The 24976-nt window shown below is 59.9% G+C and carries 21 protein-coding genes and 1 pseudogene; 10 read left to right on the top strand and 12 right to left on the bottom strand.

What is annotated here, in order from left to right:
- Nucleotides 1–3: 3 nt before the first annotated feature.
- Nucleotides 4–258 carry a hypothetical protein gene (locus AC1DVE_RS11275; RefSeq protein ID WP_007975531.1) on the bottom strand — a complete coding sequence of 85 codons (255 nt, stop codon included), beginning with the start codon at nt 256–258 and terminating at the stop codon, nt 4–6.
- 280 nt (nt 259–538) lie between these two features.
- On the opposite strand from AC1DVE_RS11275, the pseudogene AC1DVE_RS11270 reads away from it, so the two are divergent.
- A pseudogene (locus AC1DVE_RS11270) lies at nt 539–1573 on the top strand (HAMP domain-containing protein); the annotation flags it as partial.
- Nucleotides 1574–1666: 93 nt separating this feature from the next.
- The gene (locus tag AC1DVE_RS11265; RefSeq protein WP_371318464.1) at nt 1667–2431 is read left to right on the top strand and encodes a methyl-accepting chemotaxis protein; all 765 of its coding nucleotides are present in this window, start codon (nt 1667–1669) and stop codon (nt 2429–2431) included.
- A 59-nt stretch (nt 2432–2490) separates the two neighbouring features.
- Here the strand turns inward: AC1DVE_RS11265 and AC1DVE_RS11260 are convergent, their stop codons facing one another.
- From AC1DVE_RS11260 to AC1DVE_RS11240, 5 genes are all read right to left on the bottom strand, one after another.
- Nucleotides 2491–3093, bottom strand: a complete 603-nt coding sequence (locus tag AC1DVE_RS11260; protein WP_223457516.1) for a DUF924 family protein — start codon at nt 3091–3093, stop codon at nt 2491–2493.
- Between the two features lie 3 nt (nt 3094–3096).
- Complete coding sequence (locus AC1DVE_RS11255; protein WP_095942319.1) at nt 3097–4107, bottom strand: class 1 fructose-bisphosphatase; 1011 nt, start codon at nt 4105–4107, stop codon at nt 3097–3099.
- 270 nt (nt 4108–4377) lie between these two features.
- Nucleotides 4378–5751, bottom strand: coding sequence for a DUF3999 domain-containing protein (locus tag AC1DVE_RS11250; protein WP_223457514.1), 1374 nt, complete (start codon nt 5749–5751; stop codon nt 4378–4380).
- Nucleotides 5748–8954, bottom strand: a complete 3207-nt coding sequence (locus AC1DVE_RS11245) for a DUF2339 domain-containing protein (protein ID WP_477783924.1) — start codon at nt 8952–8954, stop codon at nt 5748–5750. Before AC1DVE_RS11245 ends, AC1DVE_RS11250 begins: the two co-directional genes overlap by 4 nt.
- Before the next feature lie 186 nt (nt 8955–9140).
- Nucleotides 9141–11591, bottom strand: a complete 2451-nt coding sequence (locus tag AC1DVE_RS11240; RefSeq protein ID WP_223457510.1) for a glycogen/starch/alpha-glucan phosphorylase — start codon at nt 11589–11591, stop codon at nt 9141–9143.
- Between the two features lie 256 nt (nt 11592–11847).
- Between AC1DVE_RS11240 and AC1DVE_RS11235 the strand changes: the two genes are divergently transcribed.
- Nucleotides 11848–12285, top strand: coding sequence for a YkgJ family cysteine cluster protein (locus tag AC1DVE_RS11235; RefSeq protein WP_046041314.1), 438 nt, complete (start codon nt 11848–11850; stop codon nt 12283–12285).
- Between the two features lie 233 nt (nt 12286–12518).
- On the opposite strand, the gene typA is transcribed toward AC1DVE_RS11235, so the two are convergent.
- Nucleotides 12519–14339 carry a translational GTPase TypA gene (typA, locus tag AC1DVE_RS11230; protein ID WP_046041316.1) on the bottom strand — a complete coding sequence of 607 codons (1821 nt, stop codon included), beginning with the start codon at nt 14337–14339 and terminating at the stop codon, nt 12519–12521.
- Between the two features lie 139 nt (nt 14340–14478).
- Nucleotides 14479–15933 carry a tRNA uracil 4-sulfurtransferase ThiI gene (gene thiI / locus AC1DVE_RS11225; RefSeq protein ID WP_046041318.1) on the bottom strand — a complete coding sequence of 485 codons (1455 nt, stop codon included), beginning with the start codon at nt 15931–15933 and terminating at the stop codon, nt 14479–14481.
- A 328-nt stretch (nt 15934–16261) separates the two neighbouring features.
- Between thiI and glnA the strand changes: the two genes are divergently transcribed.
- The 6 genes from glnA (at nt 16262) to ntrC (ending at nt 22175) form a co-directional block, all read left to right on the top strand.
- Entirely contained in the window at nt 16262–17668 is a 1407-nt protein-coding gene (gene glnA, locus AC1DVE_RS11220) for a type I glutamate--ammonia ligase (protein ID WP_008002929.1), read from the top strand.
- Between the two features lie 178 nt (nt 17669–17846).
- A complete protein-coding gene (locus AC1DVE_RS11215; RefSeq protein ID WP_477783923.1) occupies nt 17847–18269 on the top strand; it encodes a cupin domain-containing protein in 423 nt (140 codons plus the stop codon).
- 25 nt (nt 18270–18294) lie between these two features.
- Nucleotides 18295–18810, top strand: a complete 516-nt coding sequence (locus AC1DVE_RS11210; RefSeq protein WP_223457506.1) for a DUF4124 domain-containing protein — start codon at nt 18295–18297, stop codon at nt 18808–18810.
- Nucleotides 18807–19427, top strand: coding sequence for a DUF4124 domain-containing protein (locus AC1DVE_RS11205; protein ID WP_223457504.1), 621 nt, complete (start codon nt 18807–18809; stop codon nt 19425–19427). Before AC1DVE_RS11210 ends, AC1DVE_RS11205 begins: the two co-directional genes overlap by 4 nt.
- 229 nt (nt 19428–19656) lie before the next feature.
- Nucleotides 19657–20742 carry a nitrogen regulation protein NR(II) gene (gene glnL / locus AC1DVE_RS11200; protein ID WP_057712404.1) on the top strand — a complete coding sequence of 362 codons (1086 nt, stop codon included), beginning with the start codon at nt 19657–19659 and terminating at the stop codon, nt 20740–20742.
- On the top strand, nt 20739–22175 hold the full coding sequence (gene ntrC / locus AC1DVE_RS11195) for a nitrogen regulation protein NR(I) (RefSeq protein ID WP_046040882.1): 1437 nt from the start codon (nt 20739–20741) through the stop codon (nt 22173–22175). The genes glnL and ntrC overlap by 4 nt, the downstream gene beginning before the upstream one ends.
- Before the next feature lie 556 nt (nt 22176–22731).
- On the opposite strand, the gene AC1DVE_RS11190 is transcribed toward ntrC, so the two are convergent.
- Complete coding sequence (locus tag AC1DVE_RS11190) at nt 22732–23172, bottom strand: hypothetical protein (RefSeq protein WP_223532753.1); 441 nt, start codon at nt 23170–23172, stop codon at nt 22732–22734.
- Here AC1DVE_RS11190 and trmL point away from each other — a divergent pair.
- Nucleotides 23171–23626, top strand: a complete 456-nt coding sequence (trmL, locus tag AC1DVE_RS11185; RefSeq protein WP_223457500.1) for a tRNA (uridine(34)/cytosine(34)/5-carboxymethylaminomethyluridine(34)-2'-O)-methyltransferase TrmL — start codon at nt 23171–23173, stop codon at nt 23624–23626. The two genes, AC1DVE_RS11190 and trmL, sit on opposite strands and share 2 nt — an antisense overlap.
- 132 nt (nt 23627–23758) lie before the next feature.
- On the opposite strand, the gene secB is transcribed toward trmL, so the two are convergent.
- Genes secB through AC1DVE_RS11170 form a run of 3 tightly spaced genes read right to left on the bottom strand, consistent with a single transcriptional unit; the run spans nt 23759 to nt 24970 of the window.
- A complete protein-coding gene (gene secB, locus AC1DVE_RS11180; RefSeq protein ID WP_223457492.1) occupies nt 23759–24244 on the bottom strand; it encodes a protein-export chaperone SecB in 486 nt (161 codons plus the stop codon).
- Between the two features lie 56 nt (nt 24245–24300).
- On the bottom strand, nt 24301–24555 hold the full coding sequence (grxC, locus tag AC1DVE_RS11175; RefSeq protein ID WP_150726523.1) for a glutaredoxin 3: 255 nt from the start codon (nt 24553–24555) through the stop codon (nt 24301–24303).
- Between the two features lies 1 nt (nt 24556).
- Entirely contained in the window at nt 24557–24970 is a 414-nt protein-coding gene (locus AC1DVE_RS11170; RefSeq protein WP_223457488.1) for a rhodanese-like domain-containing protein, read from the bottom strand.
- Between the last annotated feature and the right edge of the window lie 6 nt (nt 24971–24976).

Here is a 24976-nt window from a genome sequence, read left to right as displayed (position 1 = left end):
GGTTTACTTCAGGCCTTGGCCGGAAAACATCAGCACTTTGTCACCGGCGAACTGCACGCTGATAAAGCTGTTCTTGTCGCCCCAGGTGCAACTGGACATACCGAGCGCGCCTGAACAATCGGCGGGTTTGCCCAACAGGGTCTCCACATCGGCCTTGGCCATGCCGGCCGAGAGTTTAGAGTAGTTTTCCTGATTGACCTTGCTGCAGGCAGCGAGCAATACGCAGAACGAAAGCAGGGCGATGGAACGCAACGACATGGTGAAACTCCGGGGCGTAGGGGATTGGCATGGCAGCCAAGCTGAAGCTTAGAAGAGAAAACCCCTGTCAGGTTCCCTGCCCGGTAGGCTATTTATCGGGCCACTCGTCTACCTTTTGCCGAAAATCAGCCATTTTCCTTGTTCATCGAGCATTTCGTCGTTTTTCAGAAAATCCGCCTCATCTTTGGCGCCGTTCAGTCGACATAAATGCAACGCAAAGCCACGTCGGTGGCATTTGCTCCCCCATTTTGTAGAACAGCCCCTCTGCGGTAGCTCATCCATGACCAGAAACATGAAGTTCAGCCACAAGATATTGCTGGCTGCCGCCCTCGTGGTGGCTGTCGCATTCGCTTGTTTCATCCTGTTCAACGACTATCGACAGCGCGAAACCTTGCACAACAGTACCGAAGCCTCGATGCAGGAGCTCGGCAGCCTGACCACCAGCAACATCCAGACCTGGCTGGAAAGCCGCATGCAATTGCTGCAGTCGATGGCCCAACAGGTCACCGCCGATGGCAATGCTCCCGCCAGCCTGAAACGGATCATCGACCTGCCCGCCTACACCAGCAACTTCCAGCTGAGCTACTTCGGTGGTGCCGACGGCGTGATGTTCTCGGTCCCGGCGGGCAACCGCGCGGCGGACTACGACCCACGCGCCCGTGGCTGGTACAAGGCGGCCAACAGCGCGCAACAGACCATCGTCACCGAACCGTACATCGCCGCCTCCTCCGGCAAACTGGTGATCACCGTAGCCACCCCGGTGCAGCTCCAGGGCCAGATGATCGGTGTCGCCGGCGCCGACATTGACCTGTCCAGCGTCAGTGCGATCATCAATTCGCTGAACTTCGGCGGTCACGGCCATGCGTTCATCGTCGGTGCCGACGGCAAGATCCTGATTCATCCGGACAGCAAGCTGGTACTCAAGAACCTGACCGAGGCCTACCCCAACGGTGCGCCGAAAGTCAGCCCGGGCATGAAAGAAGTCGAAATCGACGGCAAGCGCCAGTTCATCTCCTTCACCCACGTCAACGGCGTGCCGTCGGCGGACTGGTACGTGGCGCTGGTGCTCGACCAGGACACCGCGTTCTCGATGCTCAGCGAATTCCGCACCTCGGCGATCATCGCCATGGTGATTGCCGTGGTGATCATCATCGTCCTGCTGGGCATGCTGATCAGCCTGTTGATGCAGCCGCTGCTGACCATGGGTCGCGCCATGCACGACATCGCCGAAGGCGAAGGTGACCTGACCAAACGCCTGACCATTCACGGCCACGACGAATTCGGCGCGCTGGGGCTGTCGTTCAACCGCTTCGTCGAGCGCATTCACACCTCGATCATCGAAGTGTCCTCGGCCACCGGCCAGGTCAACGAGGTGGCGCTGCGTGTGGTGGCCGCCTCGAACTCGTCGATGTTCAACTCCGACCAGCAAGCCTCGCGCACCAGCAGCGTGGCGGCGGCGATCAACCAGCTCGGCGCCGCCGCCCAGGAAATCGCCCAGAACGCCGCCCTCGCCTCGCAACATTCCAGTGATGCCCGCAGCCTGGCCGAAGACGGCCAACAGGTGGTGGATAAAACCATCGCGGCGATGCAGCAGCTGTCGGCCAAGATCAGCGATTCGTGCGGCAACATCGAAACCCTCAACAGCAACACGGTCAACATCGGGCAGATTCTGGAAGTGATCACCAGCATCTCCCAGCAAACCAACCTGCTGGCCCTGAACGCTGCGATCGAAGCGGCCCGCGCTGGCGAGGCCGGCCGTGGTTTTGCCGTGGTGGCCGATGAGGTGCGCAACCTCGCTCACCGCACCCAGGACTCGGCGCAGCAAGTGCAGACGATGATCGAAGAGCTGCAAGTCGGCGCCCGGGCAGCGGTGGGCATCATGACCGACAGCCAGCGGCAGAGCGAAAGCAGCGTCGGTATCGCCAACCAGGCGGGCGAACGCCTGGGCAGCGTGACCCAGCGCATCGGTGAGATCGATGGCATGAACCAGTCGGTCGCCACCGCCACTGAAGAGCAAACGGCGGTGGTGGAGTCGATCAACGTCGACATCACCGAGATCAACACGCTGAACCAGGAAGGTGTGGAGAACCTGCAGTCGACCTTGCGTGCGTGTGCCGATCTTGAGCAGCAAGCGGCGCGGTTGAAGCAGTTGGTGGGTAGTTTCAGGATCTAAGGCGCGCTCACCGGCCCCATCGCGAGCAGGCTCGCGATGGCGGTATCAGCTACAACGAATTAGAACCGAGAGCCCGGCTTCGTCAGAAACTCGAGTTCCTCAGCCGTAGACTCCCTTCCCAACACCGCATTGCGATGCGGAAACCGCCCAAACTGCGCAATCACCCTCTGATGCCGCTCGGCATAGTCCAGGTAATCGCTGAACAGCGCCCGATCAGTCTCCGGCTGCTGCGCCACCAGTTCGATATAGCGCGAGACGCCTTCGTTCTGCACCGCGAGGTTCTCGCTGTGCTCGAACACAAGGTAGATGAACACCCGCTGAATCGGCTGCAACTGCCGATCGAAATCCGCAGCAATGCCCTGGGCCACCAGCTTTTGCGCACGAAGATCGCCTGCAAAGGCTTTGGGGGTATCGCGAAAGATCATTCGCGGGATTTGATCGAGCAACAGCACCAGGGCCAGCCAACCTTCGGGACGTTGCATCCACTCGGTCAATCCGCCGGCCAGTGCCTGCTCGGCCTGGTCCCCGAAACGCTCGCGCGCTTCGAGGTCCTGGCTGTCGCGCTTGCCAAACCATAACTTGCCCTTCTGCGCCGCCACTTCCCTCGCTGACCCGGAACTCCCGAACCACCAATCAAGCAACGACTGCCAGGGCGCGGTCATGGTTTATTCCTTGTGGTAAGCCGTGACGCGGGCAACTTCTTCTTTCGAGCCGAGGAACACCGCAACACGCTGGTGCAGGCCTTCCGGCTGGATGTCGAGGATGCGCTGGTGGCCGTTGGTGGACGCGCCGCCCGCTTGCTCCACCAGGAACGACATCGGGTTGGCTTCGTACATCAGGCGCAGTTTGCCCGGCTTCGACGGCTCGCGGCTGTCGCGTGGGTACATGAACAGACCGCCGCGGGTCAGGATGCGGTGCACGTCTGCCACCATCGCGGCGACCCAGCGCATGTTGTAGTTCTTTTTCAGCGGGCCTTCATCGCCTGCCAGCAATTCGCCGACGTAGCGCTGTACCGGTGCTTCCCAGTGACGCTGGTTGGACGCGTTGATGGCGAATTCCTGGGTGGCTTCAGGAATGGTGATGTTTTCGTGGGTCAGGACGAAGCTGCCCATTTCACGGTCAAGGGTGAAGCCTTTCACGCCGTCGCCCAGGGTCAGGATCAGCATGGTCTGCGGACCGTAGATCGCATAACCGGCGGCCACTTGCTGGGTACCTGGCTGCAGGAAAGCCTTTTCATTCAAGGGCTCGTTCTGGCTCAGGTATTCGTTCGGGCAACGCAGTACCGAGAAGATGGTACCGACCGGGGCATTGATGTCGATGTTCGACGAACCGTCCAGCGGGTCGAATACCAGCAGGTACGCGCCTTTCGGGTATTTGCCCGGGATCTGGTAGGCGTTGTCCATTTCTTCGGACGCCATGCCGGCCAGGTGACCGCCCCATTCATTGGCTTCGAGCAGGATTTCGTTGGAGATCACGTCGAGCTTCTTCTGTACTTCGCCCTGGACGTTTTCAGTGCCCATGCTGCCCAGAACGCCACCCAGGGCGCCTTTGGACACGGCGTGGTTGATCTCCTTGCAGGCACGCGCCACCACTTCGATCAGGAAGCGCAGATCGGCAGGAGTGTTGTTGCTGCGGGTCTGCTCAATCAAATAGCGACTCAAGGTAACGCGGGACATGGAAGGCTCCGGTGGAATGGGGGGGCTAAAAACCCGCGCAGTTTAACGCGAGTCGGGGCGCATTTCCTCCTATCAGACGTGATCGGCTGAAGAGAGTTCATGCGCGGGGATGAGCGTAGTTGGAAATGGGCTCGATGTGAGCCTGGGAACTGCGGTCATTTCGGCATTTTCAGTGACTGGGCGAACGCTTTCGAGCAGGCTCGCACACAGGGGTACGAATTCCAACTGTGGGAGCGAGCCTGCTCGCGATTGGGTGCGCAGCACCCACTATCAGGATTTGGCTGGCGGCTTGCGCAGCAAACTGAACGCCATCGCCGCCAGGAACAAGACACTGAGCAACAGCACTGCCCACAAGCCGAACTTCTTCCACTGGGTGTCCGTCGTAGCCAGCGTTTTCTCAGTCGATGCTTTCGAAACCACCGCCCCGACATCCACCATGGCCCGGCCCAAGGTCGCAAGCTTCGCCGGGCTGTAATCCGGAATCAGCGTCGACAGCGGCAAGTTCGCCGCCTTCGCCGTCGCATTGCCCACGACCAGCGTGTAAGGCCCCGGCCCGCGCGCCAGGAACACCAGTTGCGTAGCGCGCACGGCAAACTTCAGCGTCGGCGCCTGATCACCCAGGCCGCCGCCGCGTTCGTCCACGGTCAGCTTCAATTGCTGGACGATTTGCCCTGACAGCTGCAATTGGTTTTGCACCACGTCCTGACCGTTCTGGGTCAGGCGATAGAGCAAACCGCTGCCCAACGACTGCCATGGCAGGCTGCTGTCGCGCCGGCCGGCCAGGCTCACTGGCGCCAGGCTGTTGGGCTGGCTCAACTCGACCTGCACCCGTTCGACATTCAGCCCCATCGGCAACTGCCAGGTGTATTCACCCGCCTTCACGCTGCTGCCGGCCAACCCCTGGGACCAGACCAACGGCAGCGGCAGGCTGCGGGTACTGGCGCTCTGCAGTTGCGCCGAAGTCAGTGTCGGTGCCGAATGCGGGGTGATCCACAGTAACCGCAAGTAGCGCGCCGACTGGCCCGGCAGGTTGACTTCATGCTGTTCGACCCGTTCGTCGGAAAAAATCAGGCGCGCCACCTGCCCTTCGCCCCAGGACTGCCAATGCTGCAAATCATCGCTGGCTTCGACGGTGAAACGCTGGAAGCCGTCGCGCTCGCTGGTCCAGTCGAGAATCAACTGCTGCAACGGCGCCTTGATCGCGGAAGCGTCGAGCAACCAGCCGCGCAACTCCTCCTCACCCGCTTCCAGCTGACTGGAGGGCTGCACTTCGACCAAAGTGCCGTTGGCGCTCGATTGCACCCGCACGCTCGGCGCGGTTTCAGTGGCGTCCACCGAGTTGTACAGCGCAAACCATTTCACCTCGGTCAAGGTGCGCGTTTCATTGCTCTGCGCCGACTCCCGGGCCAAGGCATAAGCCTGAACATCGCCCACGGCGTTGAACACCCGCAGATCGCTCAGGTCAGCCTGGCGTGCATTCAGTTGTACGTTCAGGGGCAGTTCAAGGCGATACCAGGGACCTTCGCCCGTTACCGACAAAGGCACTTGGGTGGTGAAGTCCGGTGGTTTTTCCTGAGCAACCACCGACAACACCACACCCATGGCAACAGCACCCAGCCAACCCAGGTTCAGCTTCTGACTCAAGACGACACTCCTTCGGATTCCGGGACCGGTTTCTCGATATCCGGCTCAGCTTCGGCGCGCTTGGGCGGCAGCGGGGCGAAATAGCCCACCACCAGCAGCAACACGCCGACTCCGATAAACGACACGATCCGCGCCAGCCCGCCGCGATTACTCAATTCGACAAAGAACAGCTTGGTCACGACCACGCCGATCAAGGCAGCGCCGATCAACCAGACTTCGCGGCGACGACGCAAATGGCCGCCGATCATCAGGCTCAGGGCCATCAAGGTCCAGACGATGGACAGCCCGGCTTGCACCTGCATCGACGCCAGCAACAGATCCAGCTCGAACGGCACTTCGCTCCAATGGTGCGCCGTACGCATTACCAATGCAGTAAAGAACACGAACAGCGAGGCACCTGCGACCCCTTGCGTGGCGATGGCAGCGTAATCCTCGCGGACCGCCAGTTGTGTCATGGCACTGCGGGACCAGACATAGACGCCGAACAGCGCAAACAACAGGCCCAGCTCCAGCGGGTTGATCAATGGCACGTAAGGCAGTGGCTCGGCGTTGCCGTCACTGGCGACATTTGCCAGCCAGAACCAGCCGAGCATCAACAACGCCAGCGGCGCGGCGGCGTATACGCGGTATTCGCGCGGATACGCCGACACCGGCCAAGGCCACGCGCGAGGTGCCGCCATCAACACCAGATAAACACCTGGCAGAATCGCCCAACCCAACCAGCGCCAGGCGTTGTATTGCTCGGACAACACCAGCAAGGCGTAACGCAGCTCCAGGGCCAACACGCCAATCAACAGCCAGCAGCCGAGCACATGGGCGACGCTCGTCACGCGCGCCGACAGCATGGGCGCCAGGCGTCGCAGGGACATGAAATGCACTACGAACACGGCAGCCCACGCCAGCCAGCCGACATTGGCCGCCGGGTGATAACGCGAGTGCCAGGCCGCCAGCAGCACCAACGCTGCTGTGGGAATCAACGCCGTGCAGAGCACACCCAGTGACGGCCATTTCAGGCGCAGCGCCAACACCGCGCACAGAGCAACACTCACGGCAGCGATGCTCAACAACAAAGTCGCCTGCGTCGGCAACGGCGCAAAATGCAGCACTTCGATGACCCAGGCCAACGCCCACCAGCCTGCGCCCCACGCCAGCAGCGCCTGGGACAATCGCAATAGGCTCAGCCCTTCGAACGTTCCGAGCGAATGACCAATCTGCAAACGCCAGGCCCCGACCATCGCCGCCAGCCCCAACACCAGTGGCGCCCAGAATCCAGCATGAGCCAAGGGATTCAGCCCTTCACTGAACAGCGGCCCCGTCGCCAGGAATAACGCGCCACCCAACAGTTGCACAGCGAGCGCGGTGAACACGAAGGTGCGCGATGGCAGGCGCAAGCCAACCAACAACGTCAGCGCCCCGGCCAAGGCCCAACAGATCACCGTACCGTGGCTGAAGAAAAACAACGGCGCCAGCAAATAGAGAAACGCCAGCCCGAGGCACGCCAGGACTGGCAGGCCTTTCAGTTCCCAAGGCCTGATCTGTTCCGGCAAGGCTTTACGCAATTGGTAGAAGCTGAACAGCAACGCGACGCCCAGTAATAGCGCGCCTAACGGCTCGCCGCCGAGCAGGCTGCTCTCGCTGTTGTGCAACTCGCTGAGAAACGCCAGCGCCGAACCCAGTTGCAGGAGCAAGGCAAACGCCCGACCCAAGGGCCTTTGCTGACGCAGACCGAGCCAGAAGATCCCCGCGCCTTCCACCGCCCATGCCGCCGTCGTCCAGCGTGCATCGAACCCCAGCGGAATCGCCAGGCTGGCGAAGATCACGCCCAAGGCCAGGCAGGTTTCCCCCAGCAACAGCGTGCGCCCGGCCATCAGCCAACGGGCGAGCCCCATGTAAATCATGCCCAGCGCCAGGGCACTGAACGCCGTAGCGAACTCCAGATGCTGCACCAGTGCGAACTGCAAGCCGAAACCCACCAGCGGCGGACCGAACAGCAGCGTGCCGTCGACGTAGTCACCCTTGCGCGCCGACCACAGCAGCAGCGAATCGCGACTGCCCTCTGCCGGTGCATCGACCATCTCCAGCAGCTTGCGTCGGGCGAACAGCAGACCAATGGCCAGGTACATCAGGAAAAACAAAATCAGAAACGGCTCGGTACTCCACAGCAGCTCCGGCGAGTAGGAGCGCAAGCCCCAGGCGAAACCGATGCCGAAGGTGCCGCTGAGCCCGATGACATTCAACAGCCGCCAGGCCTTGAACCAGGCGATAACGAAGATGCCGGTGTTGAGCAGGGCAAAGTAGCTGAACAGCGCGACGTGGCTGCCGGCGCCGGTGGAGGCCAGGATGGGTGCGGCGAAGCCACCTAGTGCGGCAGCGGCGGCCAGCCCCAGGGAGTCCTGGGTAAGGGCGAGAATGGCCGAACAGACCGTCACCGCCACCAGCAGGCCAAACGCCGCCGAGGGATCGAGCAGCGGATGTAGGCGCATCGCGGCAAACACCGTCAGGTACAACACGGCGATCCCGGCGCCCTGCAGGATCAACGCGTAACTATTTTTGCGCGCTCGCAGCCACCAACCCAGCCCGAGCAACCCCAAGGCTGCCGCCGCAACGCCCGCGTAGCGCAGCTCAATCGGCACCACCACGCCTTCGGTGGCGTAGCGCAGCAGAAAGGCCAGGCCGAGGAACAGCAGCACCACGCCGACCCGCAGCACTGTATTGCCGCCGAACAACCAGGCGCGGGCGCGGCCGATGGCGCGATCGATGAGGTTCGGGCCACGCGGGGGGACCGGTGGTTGTGCCTGGCGAACGATCGGCTCGGCCTTCCAGGCATCGGCGGGCTGTGAACGGTTGGTTTCGGTGGCCGCTGTGGCGAACAGTTCGAGTTCGGGCGGCAGCTCCCAGATCAACTCCGGGGCTGCGGCAGGTGCTTCATCGAGGATGCTTTCAGGTGAGACAAGTGGTTCGCGGGTTTCCGGCGTCTTGACCCCCGATGCTTCAAGCAGCGCCAGCCGTTGCTCGACCGCTTGCAGCGCTACCTGCGCCTGTTCCAGCAGGCGCTGCTGCTCCACTGCCTTAGACCCTAAACGTGCAATGCCAATAGCCTGGCCGATACCCAATCCGAGTAACGCGCCCAGCAGTGCATCGCTGAATGACTCGTCGAGTATCCAGCCGAGCACCAGTCCTATCAGCATGAACATCCATTGCATGGTCGATATCCCTAAGCGGCCCCATCATGAGGCAAGTCCGGGTGGTACAGCGTCTGGTTCAGTCTAGTGGCCAGACACCCGGAATCCAGTGTGAGAGCAGATTGCATCTGCACCACAAGCCTGCTCCCACAGGGGATGAAGGTGGCGCTTAGTATATCGACCAAGCCCGGCAATACGGGCGTAAAACTACTCCAGTGCCTTCCAGATTTCCGTGGCGTACTCGCGAATGGTCCGGTCCGACGAGAACCAGCCCATCCGCGCCGTGCTCAACACCGCTGAACGCCACCACTCCTTCGAATCGTGCCAATGGGCTTCGACGCGCATCTGGGCGTGCCAGTAGGAATCGAAGTCGGCGCAGACCAGGAAGCGGTCGTAGTCCACCAGCGAATCGATCAACCCGGTATAACGGGACGGATCATCCGGCGAGAACACCCCGCCGCGAATCGCTTGCAGTACATCGTTCAGACGATGGGACGCGGCAATATCCGGCACCGCGCTGAACTCATGGTTCTGCTTGCGCGCCTCCACCTGCTGCGCGCTGAGGCCGAAGATGAACATGTGCTCGGCGCCGATGCGGTCGCACATTTCCACGTTGGCCCCGTCCAGGGTGCCGATGGTCAGCGCGCCGTTCAGGCCGAATTTCATGTTACTGGTGCCGGACGCTTCGAAACCGGCGGTGGAGATCTGCTCGGACAAATCCGCCGCCGGAATGATGCTCTCCGCCAGGCTGACGTTGTAGTTGGGCAGGAACACCACTTTGAGCAAGCCGCGCACGGTTGGGTCGTTGTTCACCACCCGGGCGATGTCGTTGGTCAGTTTGATGATCAGTTTGGCCTGGTGATAACTCGCAGCCGCCTTGCCGGCGAAGATCTTCACCCGTGGCACCCAGTCGATTTCAGGTTCCGCGCGAATCGCCTGGTACAACGCCACGGTGTGCATCAGGTTGAGCAACTGGCGTTTGTATTCGTGGATTCGCTTGACCTGCACGTCGAACATCGCCGCCGGGTTGACCGCCACGCCCAACCGCTCATGAATCAGGTACGCCAGGGCTTTCTTGCTGTGCAGGCGTTGCTCGGCAAACGCCTTGCGGAATGCACTTTTCTCGGCGAACGGTTCGAGGGCGAGCAAACGCTCTTCCGGGTTATCCAGCACTTGCGGCCCGAGGGTATCGACCAGCATCGAGGTCAGCTCGGGGTTGGCCTGATACAGCCAGCGGCGGAAGGTGATGCCGTTGGTTTTGTTGTTGATCCGCTCCGGATAGAGCTTGTGCAGTTCGGAGAACACCGTTTGGCGCATCAGTTGCGTGTGCAGCCCGGACACACCGTTGATGCTGTGGGAACCGAGAAACGCCAGGTTGCCCATGCGCACCCGGCGACCGTTGTCTTCCTCGATCAGCGATACCGCGCGCAGTACATCGAAGTCGTGAATGCCTTTGGCCCGCAGGGAGTCGATGTGCTGGGCGTTGATCAGGTAAATGATCTGCATGTGCCGTGGCAGCATGCGCTCCATCAAGCCGACCGGCCAGGTTTCCAGCGCTTCGGGCAGCAACGTGTGGTTGGTGTAAGACAGCGTATCGACAGTAACTTGCCACGCCGCGTCCCATGCCACGTCGTACACATCAACCAGTTGCCGCATCAGTTCAGCCACGGCAATCGAGGGGTGAGTGTCGTTGAGCTGGATAGAGGCGTGATCGCCCAGGGTCAGCACCGAGGTGTGCATGTTGCGATGGCGGCGCAGCAGATCCTGCAACGAGGCGGCGACGAAGAAATACTCCTGGCGCAGGCGCAATTCCTGGCCGGCCTCGGTGCTGTCCGCCGGGTACAGCACCCGAGAGATACTTTCGGCCCTAGCCACTTCGGCGACGGCGCCCAGGTGGTCGCCGGCGTTGAAACGCTCCAGATGCAGATCTTCCATGGCCCGTGCGCGCCACAAACGCAGCGTGTTGACGCTTGCCCCGCGCCAACCGACCACCGGCGTGTCATACGCAATGGCCCGTACGGTTTCCACCGGGTGCCAGACTTGCCTGGACTTGCCGTTTTCATCGGTCACGGTCTCGACACTGCCGCCGAAACCGATCGGGTAAACCACCTCTGGGCGCTCGAACTCCCACGGGTTGCCGAAATCCAGCCAGTGTTCGGTCTGTTCCTGTTGCCAGCCGTCGACGATGGCCTGGCGGAACAAGCCATGTTCGTAACGAATACCGTAGCCATGACCGGCGATGCCGAGGGTCGACATGCTTTCCAGAAAACACGCCGCCAGGCGCCCGAGGCCACCGTTGCCCAAGGCCGCATCGGGCTCCAGCAAGCGAATGCGCTCAAGGTCGACGCCGAGTTCGGTCAGGGCTTCGCGGGCCACGTCGAGCAGGCCGAGGTTGCTCAGGCTGTCGAAGAGCAGCCGGCCGATGAGAAATTCCAGGGAGAGGTAATAAACGCGCTTCTGACCTTTGCGGTAGATCTGCCGCGTGTGGTCCATCCAGTGCTCGACCATGTGATCCCGCGCGGCCAGGGCAATGGCTTCGAACCAGTCGTGGTCGAAGGCGTGATCCGGGTCTTTACCCACTGCATAAGTGAGTTTGGTCAAGACGGCGTCGCGGAATGCGGCCACCTCTGCTTCGCGAACAAGTGGTTCTTGAGTCATCGATAGGACCTCGAGCGAGCTTGGAATTGTCTGAGCCTAGACGGTCTGACAGGCGGTAGAGGCTCTGGTTCGGCAGTTTTTCCTTTGAATACGAGCTGGATCGACATTGCGTTGTCATGTGCCTGAATCAATGCAGGGCTCGTGCCGATTTTCCGGCTATTTGCAGCGCCTGCGAAAAAATCTGGCGAAAGGTTGTTCAAAAATCCACCAGTCCCGGTATGATCGCGCGCCCTGATGCACACGCTGGTAACAAACGATGATGAAGCCGAACCTGATCGCTGCCGCAGAGATCGACCGCCTCGATACCTGGGCCAAGTACTCTGCCCCGATGTGCGGCTCGTGCATGTCCAGCTGCTGCACCCTGCCCGTCGAGGTCAAGATCAAGGATCTGATCCGCATCGGCGTGGTCGATGAATTCGAGCTGGGTGATCCGCCGAAGAACATCGCCAAACGTCTGCAAAAGGAAGGCCTGGTCGAACGCTTCAACCAGAAGTCAGGAATCTTTACCCTCCAGCGCATGAGCAACAACGATTGCCTGTACCTGGATCGTAAGAGCCGTCTGTGCACTATTTATGAAAAGCGCCCGGATACCTGCCGCAACCACCCGAAAATCGGCCCGCGGCCGGGGTATTGCGCGTACAAGCCCAAGGAAGTGGAGCGCGAGCGTCATTCGCGGAGTATCGAGCGGTTCTGATATTTCCTGAAATTTGCAGCGGTTGATCGGCCGCCTTCGTCGGAACGCCGCCCGGAGCAAGCCCGCTCCCACAGGTATTTTTGGTGTTCACACAATGTGTGCCTCACCTTGAACCCTGTGGGAGCGGGCTTGCTCGCGAAGGGGCCAGCACAAACACCACATAAACCCCAGACAAACAAAAACGCCCCCGGCCTTGCGGTCGGGGGCGTTTTTTTGTCAGCTAACTAAATGACTTAGTTACCGGACTTCTTGGCAGCGCGGGTACGCTCGCTTTCGCCCAGGATCTTCTTGCGAAGACGGATGGACTTAGGCGTGACTTCACACAGCTCGTCTTCTTGTACGAATTCCAGAGCTTGCTCCAGAGTGAAGCGTACAGGCGGAACCAGAGCGATGGTTTCGTCTTTACCCGAAGCACGCATGTTGTCGAGCTTCTTGCCTTTGGTTGGGTTAACACCCAGGTCGTTGTCGCGGCTGTTCAGACCAACGATTTGACCTTCATAGATGTCCTGGCCGTGTTCGATGAACAGCTTGCCACGCGACTGCAGGGTTTCCAGCGAGTAGGTCAGTGCCTTACCGGTAGCAACCGATACCAGCACGCCGTTCTGACGGCCGGACATGTCACCGGACTTCATGGTGTCGTAACGGTCGAAGATCGAGGTCAGGATGCCTGCACCGGAGGTCAGGGTCAGGAACTCGTTACGGAAACCGATCAGACCACGGGCCGGGATGTTGTACTCAAGGCGCACACGGCCCTTGCCATCCGGAACCATGTTGGTCAGGTCGCCTTTACGGATACCGATCTGTTCCATGATCGCGCCCTGGGATTCTTCCGGCAGGTCGATAGTCACGTTTTCGTACGGTTCGTGCTTGACGCCATCAACCATACGGATAATCACTTCCGGACGACCAACACCCATTTCGAAGCCTTCGCGACGCATGGTTTCGATCAGTACCGAGAGGTGCAGCTCACCACGGCCGGAGACTTTGAACTTGTCGGCGGTGTCGCCTTCTTCAACGCGCAGAGCAACGTTGAACAGCAGTTCCTTGTCCAGACGTTCCTTGATGTTACGGCTGGTCACGAACTTGCCTTCTTTACCGCAGAAAGGCGAGTCGTTTACCTGGAAGGTCATGGAAACGGTTGGTTCGTCAACGGTCAGCGGCTTCATCGCTTCGACGTTCAGTGGGTCGCACAGGGTGTCGGAGATGAACAGCTGGTCGAAGCCACTGATGCAGACGATGTCGCCAGCCAAAGCTTCTTCAACGTCAATGCGGTGCAGGCCGTGGTGACCCATCAGCTTCAGGATACGACCGTTGCGCTTCTTGCCGTCAGCGTCGATAGCCACGACCGGAGTGTTCGGCTTGACGCGACCGCGAGCGATACGGCCAACGCCGATCACACCCAGGAAGCTGTTGTAGTCCAGTGCGGAGATCTGCATCTGGAACGGACCGTCACGGTCGACTTTCGGCGCTGGTACGTTGTCGACGATCGACTGGTACAGCGGGGTCATGTCTTCAGCCATTTCAGTGTGGTCCAGACCGGCAATACCGTTCAGGGCCGAGGCGTAGACGACTTTGAAGTCCAGCTGTTCTTCGGTGGCACCCAGGTTGTCGAACAGGTCGAAGATCTGGTCCAGAACCCAGTCCGGACGCGCGCCTGGACGGTCAACCTTGTTGATGACCACGATTGGACGCAGGCCGGCTTCGAAAGCCTTCTTGGTCACGAAACGGGTTTGCGGCATAGGGCCGTCTTGAGCGTCAACCAGCAGCAGAACGGAGTCGACCATCGACATTACACGTTCAACTTCGCCGCCGAAGTCGGCGTGGCCCGGGGTGTCCACGATGTTGATGTGGTAGCCGTTCCAGTTGATGGCGGTGTTTTTCGCCAGAATGGTAATACCGCGCTCTTTTTCCTGGTCGTTGGAGTCCATCACGCGCTCGTCGTTGAGCTCGTTGCGCTCCAGGGTGCCGGATTGACGCAGGAGTTTGTCTACCAGGGTGGTCTTACCATGGTCAACGTGGGCAATGATGGCGATGTTGCGTAGATTTTCGATCACTTGTGTATCTCGATCAGAGGATTCGGTGTGCTGACAAGTCTTGGCAGCGATTAACAGTAGCGTCCGTGAAAGCCGTTACAGCTTGACGGTGGCATCGGGGGGCCGGTGACGCAGGCCACAGGCAAACAGCCCCGGGCACTTAGCTCGGTCGATAAACGCGCACATTGGCATGCCCCTCACTGAGCAAATGGTGGGCATGCAGGCGACTCATCACGCCTTTGTCGCAATACAGCAGGTACTGGCGAGTAGGGTCCAGTTCCTTGAAACGAGCGTTCACTGCATAAAACGGCATCGTTTGTACCTCGATGCCAGCGAGGTCCAGCGGGTCGTCTTCAGCGGCATCCGGGTGACGGATGTCGATGACGATCTGACCGGCCAGCGCTTCGCTGACTTCTTCAATCTGCAAGTCCTGGCCCAGTTCATCGATCACGCGATCGATCGGCACCAGTTTGGCGTTTTCGAGCGCACGCTCGAGTACCGCCATATCGAATTCTTTCTCTTCATGCTCGACGCGATAGCGCTTGGCTGCTGTCTTCGGATTGACCGAGATGACGCCGCAGTACTCCGGCATGTGCCGGGCGAAATCGGCGGTGCCGATTTCGTTGGCCAGGTCGATGATGTCCTGCTTGTGGCTGGCGATCAGCGGACGCAACACCAGCTTGTCGGTCACGCAATCGATCACTGACAGGTTCGGCAACGTCTGGCTCGACACCTGGGAGATCGCCTCACCAGTGACCAGCGCCTCAATGTGCAGTCGATCGGCAATTTGGGAGGAAGCGCGCAACATCATACGCTTCAATACTACGCCCATATGACTGTTATCGACTTTGCCGAGAATTTCGCCCAACACTTCTTCAAACGGCACACTGACAAATAGCACGCGTTGGGAGCTGCCGTACTTCTTCCAGATGAAATGCGCGACTTCCATGACGCCCAGTTCGTGGGCACGTCCGCCCAGATTGAAGAAGCAGAAGTGCGCCATCAGGCCTCGGCGCATGATCTGGTAGGCCGCCACGGTGGAGTCGAAGCCACCGGACATCAGCACCAGGGTCTGTTCCAGTGCGCCCAACGGATATCCGCCGATGCCGTTGTGCTGGCTGTGGATCACGAACAACCGTTGGTCGCGAACTTCGATCCGGACTTCGATTTCCGGTTTTTTCAGGTCGATCCCGGCGGCACCGCACTGACGGCGCAACTGGCTGCCGACATATTTTTCAATATCTATCGAGCTAAATGGGTGCTTGCCGGCGCGCTTGCAACGCACCGAGAAGATCTTCCCGGCCAGTGCATCACCGTAGTGCTGCTTGCACTTTTCAACGATGTCGTCGAAATCGCCCAGCGGGTATTCATCAATCTGCAGGAAATGCGCGATGCCCGGCATGCAGCTCAGGCGCTCGCCCATCTCCTTCAAGGCCTTGGGGTCGCTGACGCGGGTTTCCAGCTCGAGGTTGTCCCACACGCCGTTCACCACCACGGCCGGGTCCAGATCGCGGAGCACGGCACGGATGTTCTTGGCCAATTGACGGATGAAACGCATCCGTACCGGGCGGCTCTTGATGGTGATCTCGGGGAAGACTTTTACGATTAATTTCATGGAAACAGCGCGCGCATGGCCTGCCGAAAAAGGGGGGCGCGGATTATAGCGGAAATTGCTCAAGGTTTAACCAGTTAATGTGCAGAAGGTTTTGCGCGCACCAAAACAGGTCATTTATTGAAATAAGCGCTACATTGTAGGGCGTGATTTTCCGCTTTAAGGTACTTTTCCGCCTGACAGGCGTGAAATTGGGGCAAAAAACCCATGGTGGGGCACTGGCATGCAATTTGCTCCCTTGTGAGGCAGGTTGCCTTGGCAGAGTATTCGCGCCGGCATCACCCACATTTAAGGGCATCCATTACTAGCCCGAAGCCACCCGGAGGACACTATGTCGAAGTCGGTTCAACTCATCAAAGATCATGACGTCAAGTGGATTGATCTGCGCTTCACGGACACCAAAGGCACTCAGCACCACGTGACCATGCCGGCTCGCGATGCGCTGGATGACGACTTCTTCGAAGTCGGCAAAATGTTCGACGGTTCCTCCATCGCTGGCTGGAAAGGCATCGAAGCCTCCGACATGATCCTGATGCCGGACGACTCCACCGCTGTCCTGGATCCGTTCACCGAAGAACCGACCCTGATCCTGGTCTGCGACATCATCGAGCCTTCGAGCATGCAAGGCTACGATCGCGACCCACGTGCGATCGCCAAGCGCGCCGAAGAGCACCTGAAAGCCACCGCTATCGGTGACACTGTGTACGCCGGTCCAGAGCCAGAGTTCTTCATCTTCGACCAGGTCAAGTTCAAGTCCGACATTTCCGGCTCCATGTTCAAGATCTACTCTGAACAAGGTTCGTGGATGTCCGACCAGGACATCGAAGGCGGCAACAAAGGCCACCGCCCAGGCGTCAAAGGCGGTTACTTCCCGGTTCCACCGTTCGACCACGACCACGAAATCCGTACCTCCATGTGCAACGCGCTGGAAGAAATGGGCCTGACCGTCGAAGTTCACCACCACGAAGTGGCGACTGCCGGCCAGAACGAAATCGGCGTCAAGTTCAACACCCTGGTGAAGAAAGCCGACGAAACCCAAACCCTGAAGTACGTCGTGCACAACGTTGCCGATGCCTACGGCCGCACCGCGACCTTCATGCCTAAGCCTCTGTACGGCGACAACGGCTCGGGTATGCACGTACACATGTCCATCTGGAAAGATGGCAAGAACACCTTCGCAGGCGAAGGCTATGCCGGTCTGTCCGATACCGCTCTGTACTTCATCGGCGGCATCATCAAGCACGGTAAGGCCCTGAACGGCTTCACCAACCCGGCCACCAACTCCTACAAGCGTCTGGTTCCAGGCTTCGAAGCTCCAGTGATGCTGGCCTACTCGGCTCGCAACCGCTCCGCTTCGATCCGTATTCCTTACGTGTCGAGCCCGAAAGCCCGCCGTATCGAAGCACGCTTCCCGGATCCGGCTGCCAACCCGTACCTGTGCTTCGCCGCACTGCTGATGGCTGGCCTGGACGGCATCCAGAACAAGATCCACCCTGGCGACGCAGCTGACAAAAACCTGTACGACCTGCCGCCTGAAGAGGCCAAAGAGATCCCACAAGTTTGCGGCAGCCTGAAAGAAGCCCTGGAAGAGCTGGACAAAGGTCGTGCGTTCCTGACCAAAGGCGGCGTTTTCAGCGACGACTTCATCGACGCTTACATCGCCCTGAAAAGCGAAGAAGAAATCAAGGTACGTACCTTCGTACACCCACTGGAATACGAGCTGTACTACAGCTGCTGATCCGGTAGCGCCGCAACACGCGGCGTGACAAAAAGAGGCCTCCTTCGGGAGGCCTTTTTTGTGGGCAACTTCCGACAATGAAACCCGACATCTCCTCGGGCACACACAGTATCGTCCGGCATCAACCAACTTGAATGACTCGTAGCCTGTTCACTACCTGCAATCAATGGATGGAATGATGAAAACTTTCCCACTCAAGACGCTACTGGCCGCTCTCACTGCCCTCGCCCTTCTAGGCTGCACCACACCCCCCCCATCGGCAGAAATCAAACGGGAAATCCTGCTTCAAAGCAGCAAGTCGTGGGATAGCACACCTTACATTCGCTACCCGGATGCCGCGCCCGAACTGACAGCGCTCAAACTCACGATCCCTGCCAACAGCAAACTCCCCTGGCACACCCATCCGATTCCCAACGCGGCTTACATCCTCTCAGGCGAGCTAATAGTCGAAGACAGGAACAGCGGCCAGACCCGGCGCATCAAACAAGGCGAAGCGCTGGCCGAAATGGTCAATATCACTCATCGCGGCGTCACCGGCGATGAACCGGTAGAACTTGTTGTGTTCTATGCTGGGAGTGAGGGTATTCCATTGGCGGAGTAGTCTTTGCTTCACACAGGGAGTCCGAATGCGGCCACTGTTATTACTTCTACTGCTGTCCTTCAATTTTCCCGTGATGGCCCAAATCTACAGATACACCGATGCCGCCGGTAATACCGCCTACAGCAATCAACCGCCCGCTGGTGTTGAAGCCCGGGCGGTTGATTTGCCGCCGCTCAACAGCATCGAACGCCAACCGCCCAGCGCTCCTGCACCACCTCAGGCAAGCAATAACCCCGAGCCAATCCACGGTACCTACGAAAAACTGGAACTCATCGGCCTGCCCACCACAGAAGCGTTACGCGCCAACAATGGCACCTTCACGATAAACGTACTGATCAAGCCGCGCCTGCAAGGCCCCCACTTGCTGCGCCTGCTGCTGGACGGTCGGCCCTACGGCCAGCCAGGCAACGTGCCGACCCTGCAACTGGTGAACATCGATCGCGGCGAACACCGCCTCGCGGTGCAAGTGATCGATGGTGAAAACGTTGTGCAACAGAGCCCTGCGGTGACACTCACCGTACAGCGAGTGCACAAGCCTTGAAGGCGTGGCTACTGATCACCTGCCTGATCGCCCTGCCCGCCTCGGCAGAGGTCTTCATGTATGTCGACGCTCAGGGCAATCGGGTTTTCACCGACCAGCCCAAATCCGGCAACGCCAAGCGTGTACCGCTGACAAAGAGCAATCGAATAGCGGCCAACCCCACCAGTGCAGCGCCGTTGCTTGCCCAGAGCAGTCCCGAAGTACAAGCGCTGTTCCACTATGAGGTGCTGCGCATCCTGATCCCGGAACCCGACGCAACCATCCGCAGCAATACCGGCGAAGTCATCGTCAGCGCCACCAACGAACCCGCCCTGCAACCCGGTCACCGCTACCGGTTGCTGCTCGACGGCCAGCCCACCGCTGAACCCGGCCTGAGCCCGGTGTTCCCGTTGAGCAACATTGATCGCGGCAGCCATACCCTTTCTGTGGAAATCCTCGACGAACAGGGGCGCATCGTCGAACGCACCGCCAACCAGCCCTTCCACATGCAGCGCACGTCTCTCGCCCAGAAGCGCAGGATCAAACCCTGCACTCTCGAAGACTACGGCCAGCGGCCGGAATGCCCGCTCAGCGACAAACCCGGCGAAGAAAAAAATCCTTTCCTGCGACTTTTCTAACCTCGTTCAGCTTTGCGCACTATATTGGTGCAATTGCTTGCACCGTACTCACATTCCAACCCATTTTGGTTCGAAAGTACCCGCAAAAGCTGGCAGAGCGCCACGCAAACGAGCGTCAAACGCCTGTTTCAGGCGCTGAACGCTTCTTTTCGGAGCCTTGGTTTGGTTTTTGCATTTTGCCCGTACCAGCGTTTTTTTTTGCGCATGCTCTGCCCTAAAAGAGGTCCCGATGACCATTAGCGACGCACTCCACCGTTTGCTACTCGATAACCTCACCACCGCCACCATCCTGCTCGACGCCGAACTGCGCCTCGAGTACATGAACCCGGCGGCGGAGATGCTGCTGGCCATCAGCGGCCAGCGCAGCCATGGGCAGTTCATCAGTGAGTTGTTCACCGAGTCGACCGAGGCACTGAACTCGTTGCGCCAGGCCGTCGAGCAAGCGCATCCGTTCACCAAGCGCGAAGCCATGCTCACCGCCCTCACCGGCCAGACCCTGACCGTCGACTACGCGGTAACGCCGATTCTGAGCAACGGCGACACGATGCTGCTGCTCGAAGTCCACCCTCGTGACCGCCTGCTGCGGATCACCAAAGAAGAAGCACAGCTGTCGAAACAGGAAACCAGCAAGATGCTGGTGCGCGGCCTTGCCCATGAAATCAAGAACCCCTTGGGCGGGATTCGCGGCGCGGCACAATTGCTCGCCCGGGAACTGCCGGAAGAAAGCCTGCGCGACTACACCAACGTCATCATCGAAGAAGCCGACCGCCTGCGTAACCTGGTCGATCGCATGCTCGGCTCCAACAAGCTGCCGTCGCTGGCCATGTGCAATGTCCATGAAGTGCTGGAGCGTGTCTGCCATCTGGTGGAGGCTGAAAGCCAGGGCTGCATCACCTTGGTGCGCGACTACGATCCAAGCATCCCCGACGTCCTGATCGATCGCGAACAAATGATTCAGGCAGTCCTGAACATCGTGCGCAACGCCATGCAGGCCATCAGCAGCCAGAACGAACTGCGCCTGGGCCGCATCAGCCTGCGCACCCGCGCCATGCGCCAGTTCACCATCGGCCACGTGCGCCATCGCCTGGTGACCAAGATCGAGATCATCGACAACGGTCCGGGCATCCCTGCTGAACTTCAGGAAACCATTTTCTTCCCCATGGTCAGCGGTCGTCCGGACGGTACCGGGCTGGGCCTGGCCATTACCCAGAACATCATCAGCCAGCACCAGGGCCTGATCGAATGTGACAGCCACCCCGGCCACACCACCTTCTCGATCTTTCTGCCACTGGAACAAGGAGCCACATCGACATGAGCCGTAGTGAAACCGTGTGGATCGTCGATGACGACCGTTCTATCCGTTGGGTCCTGGAAAAAGCCTTGCAACAGGAAGGCATGACCACGCAAAGCTTCGACAGCGCCGATGGCGTGATGAGCCGCCTGGCGCGCCAGCAGCCGGACGTGATCATCTCCGACATCCGCATGCCCGGCGCCAGCGGCCTGGAGCTTCTGGCGCGGATTCGCGAACAGCACCCACGGCTGCCAGTGATCATCATGACCGCGCACTCCGATCTGGACAGCGCTGTCGCGTCCTATCAGGGCGGCGCCTTCGAGTACCTGCCCAAACCGTTCGATGTCGACGAGGCGGTTTCCCTGGTCAAGCGCGCCAACCAGCACGCCCAGGAACAACAAGGCCTGGAAGTTGCCCCGACCCTGACCCGCACCCCGGAAATCATCGGCGAAGCGCCGGCGATGCAGGAAGTGTTTCGCGCCATCGGGCGCTTGAGCCACTCCAACATCACCGTGCTGATCAATGGTGAATCGGGTACCGGTAAAGAACTGGTGGCCCACGCGCTGCATCGCCACAGCCCGCGCGCCGCTTCGCCGTTCATTGCACTGAACATGGCGGCGATCCCCAAAGACCTGATGGAATCCGAACTGTTCGGCCACGAAAAAGGCGCGTTCACCGGCGCGGCCAACCTGCGACGCGGGCGCTTCGAACAGGCGGATGGCGGCACACTGTTCCTCGATGAAATCGGTGACATGCCAGCCGACACCCAAACCCGCTTGCTGCGGGTACTGGCCGATGGCGAGTTCTACCGAGTCGGCGGCCATGTGCCGGTGAAGGTCGATGTGCGCATCATCGCCGCGACTCACCAGAATCTGGAAACCCTGGTGCATGCCGGGAAATTCCGTGAGGACTTGTTCCATCGCCTCAACGTGATCCGCATCCATATCCCGCGCCTGTCGGATCGCCGCGAAGACATCCCGACCCTGGCCAAGCACTTCCTCGGCCGCGCCGCCCAGGAACTGGCAGTCGAGCCGAAGCTGCTGAAAAGCGAAACCGAGGAATACCTGAAGAACCTGCCGTGGCCGGGCAACGTGCGGCAGCTTGAGAACACCTGCCGCTGGATCACGGTGATGGCTTCGGGTCGCGAAGTGCACATCGGCGACCTGCCGCCGGAGCTGCTGAGCCTGCCTCAGGACTCGGCGCCCGTGACCAACTGGGAACAGGCCCTGCGCCAGTGGGCTGACCAGGCGCTGGCCCGTGGTCAGTCGAGCCTGCTCGACAGCGCCGTGCCGGCCTTCGAGCGGATCATGATCGAAACCGCCCTCAAGCACACCGCCGGTCGCCGCCGCGATGCCGCCGTCTTGCTGGGCTGGGGGCGCAACACCCTGACCCGCAAGATCAAGGAATTGGGGATGAAGGTTGATGGCGGGGATGATGATGAGGGGGATGAGGGCTAATCAGCCTTTAGTACTTCGCTGTCAGTTACATCCAATCGCGAGCAGGCTCGCTCCCACAGTGAATTTTCGGTGTTTTCACTATCGTGTAGACACCGTCGAACCCTGTGGGAGCGAGCCTGCTCGCGATGCTTTTTGGGTTATCAGTGCACCGCCGCAATGCACCGTGAACCGCAATCGCGCACAAAAACGGCTTCGAATCCCCGCCTGCTTTCGCAATCGAATCCCTTTCTAAAAAACACGAAAGCCCCGAATCTCGGGGCTTTCAGCGCATCAAAGAAATTTTTTGTTCCAAACTATTAAAACCTGGCACGCCCCCTGCAATAACCCTTTCAAGTGAATCAGTTCACCTACCCGGTTTCGGGGACCTTGGTACAGGCAGGCCGGGGATTCCCCTCTTTACATCGGGCTCACACCGCATCCGCGACGAGCCCAGCAGTTTTGGGGCCCTTGATACAGGCAGGTCAGGGGCTCCCTCTTTACACCGGGCTCACACCGCATTCGCGACGAGCCTCCCGTTTCGGGAACCTTGGTACAGGCAGGCCGGGGATTCCCTCTTTTATTGCTCCCGGAGATGGATCTCCAGCCGCCAGCGGTCATCGACCTCGCTACCGGCCCACTCGCCCTGCAGGGGCCGGGCCGCTACCAGTGTCAGCAACAACCCCCCATCACTCAAACGAACCCGCCAGTTCACGTCCTTGCCGCTGAGCTTGAGCTGACCTTTCTGCGCCTTGCCCTCGGCACCAAACAGCAGCGCGACACTGCCATCAACCATCTCTCCGTGGGTCTTGGGTTCGTTGTTGAACCACACCACCAGCCCGTCGCTCGTCACTTCAACCTGCTGCAGCTGACTGGGGTCTGGCGTGGTCAGGCGACCGATCATCATCCCGACCATCACCCCGACAATCGCCAGTGAGCCCATCACCCGCAGGAATAGTTTCGAACGCACGCCTTCTGGCGGCGTAGAATGCGCGTCATCTTTGCCTTCGGAGCCGTGCATGTTTCACGTCATCCTTTTCCAACCAGAAATTCCGCCGAATACCGGCAACGTTATCAGGCTGTGCGCCAACAGTGGCTGCCACCTGCATTTGATCGAGCCGCTGGGCTTTGAGATGGACGACAAGCGCCTGCGCCGGGCCGGCCTCGATTACCACGAGTATGCCACCCTGCAACGCCACGCGGACCTCGCCAGCTGCCTGGAGAGCCTCGGCCATCCACGGCTGTTCGCCTTCACCACCAAGGGCTCGCGGCCGTTCCACGATGCCAGCTTCGCCCCGGGCGACGCGTTCCTGTTCGGCCCGGAAAGCCGGGGCTTGCCCGCCGACGTACTGGACGCCCTGCCCGGCGAGCAACGCCTGCGCCTGCCGATGCGCGAGGGCTGCCGCAGCCTGAATCTGTCGAATACCGTGGCGGTCGCCGTGTACGAAGCCTGGCGTCAGAACGGCTTTAAGTAACACCGCATAAAAAATGTGGGAGCGGGCTTGCTCGCGAAGGGGTCATCAGCTTCAACATGAATGTTGACTGAAAAACCGCTTTCGCGAGCAAGCCCGCTCCCACATTGGACTTGCTTCGACGCTCAAAAATGCTTACTGAACGGTCGGAGTCTCGCCAGCAGCCTGCATGCGTTGCAGCTCTTGCGCGTACAGTGCATCGAAGTTCACCGGAGCCAGCATCAGTGCCGGGAACGAACCGCGGGTCACCAGGCTGTCCAGGGTTTCGCGAGCGTACGGGAACAGGATGTTCGGGCAGAACGCACCCAGGGTGTGGCTCATCGAAGCGTCATCCAGGTTCTTGATCAGGAAGATCCCGGCCTGTTGCACTTCAGCGATGAACGCCACTTCGTCAGCGTTTTTCACGGTAACCGAAAGGGTCAGCACGACTTCGTGGAAGTCAGCTTCCAGCGTCTTCTGACGGGTGTTCAGATCCAGAGCGACACTCGGCTCCCACTGCTGGCGGAAGATCGCCGGGCTTTTCGGAGCTTCGAAGGACAGGTCACGCACATAAATGCGCTGCAAGGAGAATTGCGGTGCAGTTTCTTCTTCGTTCGCAGCAGTGTTCTGTTGGTCAGTCATCGCAGATCCTTCTTGATCCAGTGTTCATTTAGGGTTGCTTGTTTGGGGTATTGCCGTCAGGCCCTGAGCAGCGCGTCGAGCTTGCCGGCGCGGTCCAGGGCGAACAAATCATCACAACCGCCCACGTGGGTGCTGCCGATCCAGATTTGCGGCACGGACGTACGCCCGGCTTTCTGGGCCATCGCAGCACGCACCTGCGGCTTGCCATCGACCTTGATCTCTTCGAAGGCCACGCCTTTGTTCTCGAGCAGGTATTTGGCTCGTGAGCAGTAAGGGCAGTAATCGCTGGAATAGACGACGACGCTACTCATATCACTTCACCAATGGCAGATTGTCGGCTTTCCAGCTGGAGATACCGCCGGACAGCTTGGCGGCGGTGAAGCCGGATTTCATCAATTCGCGGGCGTGGGTGCCGGCGGTCTGGCCCATGGCGTCGACCAGGATGATGGTCTTGGCCTTGTGTTTTTCCAGTTCGCCAACGCGGGTGGCCAGTTTGTCCTGGGGAATGTTCACCGCACCGACAATGTGACCGGCGGCGAAATCCTTGCTCGGACGAATATCAACCACGACGCCGGCGTCCTTGTTGACCAGGCCGGTCAGTTCGCCGGTGCTCAGGCTACGGCCGCCGCCCTGCATTTGATAGGCAATCAGCAACGCCAGCAGTACGACGAAGATACCGACGAGAATGTAGTGGTTAGTGGCGAATTCAATCAGGTGAGCAACCATCGAAGG

It is taken from the genome of Pseudomonas sp. P4_B4 (genome assembly GCF_056402255.1).
This window is presented reverse-complemented; position numbering and strand designations above follow the sequence as displayed.

Excerpts from the sequence above, each read along its gene's own strand:
- AC1DVE_RS11275 (WP_007975531.1), bottom strand. The coding sequence starts at position 258 with ATGTCGTTGCGTTCCATCGCCCTGCTTTCGTTCTGCGTATTGCTCGCT.
- AC1DVE_RS11265 (WP_371318464.1), top strand. The coding sequence starts at position 1,667 with ATGTTCAACTCCGACCAGCAAGCCTCGCGCACCAGCAGCGTGGCGGCG.
- AC1DVE_RS11260 (WP_223457516.1), bottom strand. The coding sequence starts at position 3,093 with ATGACCGCGCCCTGGCAGTCGTTGCTTGATTGGTGGTTCGGGAGTTCC.
- AC1DVE_RS11255 (WP_095942319.1), bottom strand. The coding sequence starts at position 4,107 with ATGTCCCGCGTTACCTTGAGTCGCTATTTGATTGAGCAGACCCGCAGC.
- AC1DVE_RS11245 (WP_477783924.1), bottom strand. The coding sequence starts at position 8,954 with ATGCAATGGATGTTCATGCTGATAGGACTGGTGCTCGGCTGGATACTC.
- AC1DVE_RS11240 (WP_223457510.1), bottom strand. The coding sequence starts at position 11,591 with ATGACTCAAGAACCACTTGTTCGCGAAGCAGAGGTGGCCGCATTCCGC.
- AC1DVE_RS11235 (WP_046041314.1), top strand. The coding sequence starts at position 11,848 with ATGATGAAGCCGAACCTGATCGCTGCCGCAGAGATCGACCGCCTCGAT.
- thiI (WP_046041318.1), bottom strand. The coding sequence starts at position 15,933 with ATGAAATTAATCGTAAAAGTCTTCCCCGAGATCACCATCAAGAGCCGC.
- glnA (WP_008002929.1), top strand. The coding sequence starts at position 16,262 with ATGTCGAAGTCGGTTCAACTCATCAAAGATCATGACGTCAAGTGGATT.
- AC1DVE_RS11215 (WP_477783923.1), top strand. The coding sequence starts at position 17,847 with ATGAAAACTTTCCCACTCAAGACGCTACTGGCCGCTCTCACTGCCCTC.
- AC1DVE_RS11210 (WP_223457506.1), top strand. The coding sequence starts at position 18,295 with ATGCGGCCACTGTTATTACTTCTACTGCTGTCCTTCAATTTTCCCGTG.
- glnL (WP_057712404.1), top strand. The coding sequence starts at position 19,657 with ATGACCATTAGCGACGCACTCCACCGTTTGCTACTCGATAACCTCACC.
- ntrC (WP_046040882.1), top strand. The coding sequence starts at position 20,739 with ATGAGCCGTAGTGAAACCGTGTGGATCGTCGATGACGACCGTTCTATC.
- trmL (WP_223457500.1), top strand. The coding sequence starts at position 23,171 with ATGTTTCACGTCATCCTTTTCCAACCAGAAATTCCGCCGAATACCGGC.
- AC1DVE_RS11190 (WP_223532753.1), bottom strand. The coding sequence starts at position 23,172 with ATGCACGGCTCCGAAGGCAAAGATGACGCGCATTCTACGCCGCCAGAA.
- secB (WP_223457492.1), bottom strand. The coding sequence starts at position 24,244 with ATGACTGACCAACAGAACACTGCTGCGAACGAAGAAGAAACTGCACCG.
- grxC (WP_150726523.1), bottom strand. The coding sequence starts at position 24,555 with ATGAGTAGCGTCGTCGTCTATTCCAGCGATTACTGCCCTTACTGCTCA.
- AC1DVE_RS11170 (WP_223457488.1), bottom strand. The coding sequence starts at position 24,970 with ATGGTTGCTCACCTGATTGAATTCGCCACTAACCACTACATTCTCGTC.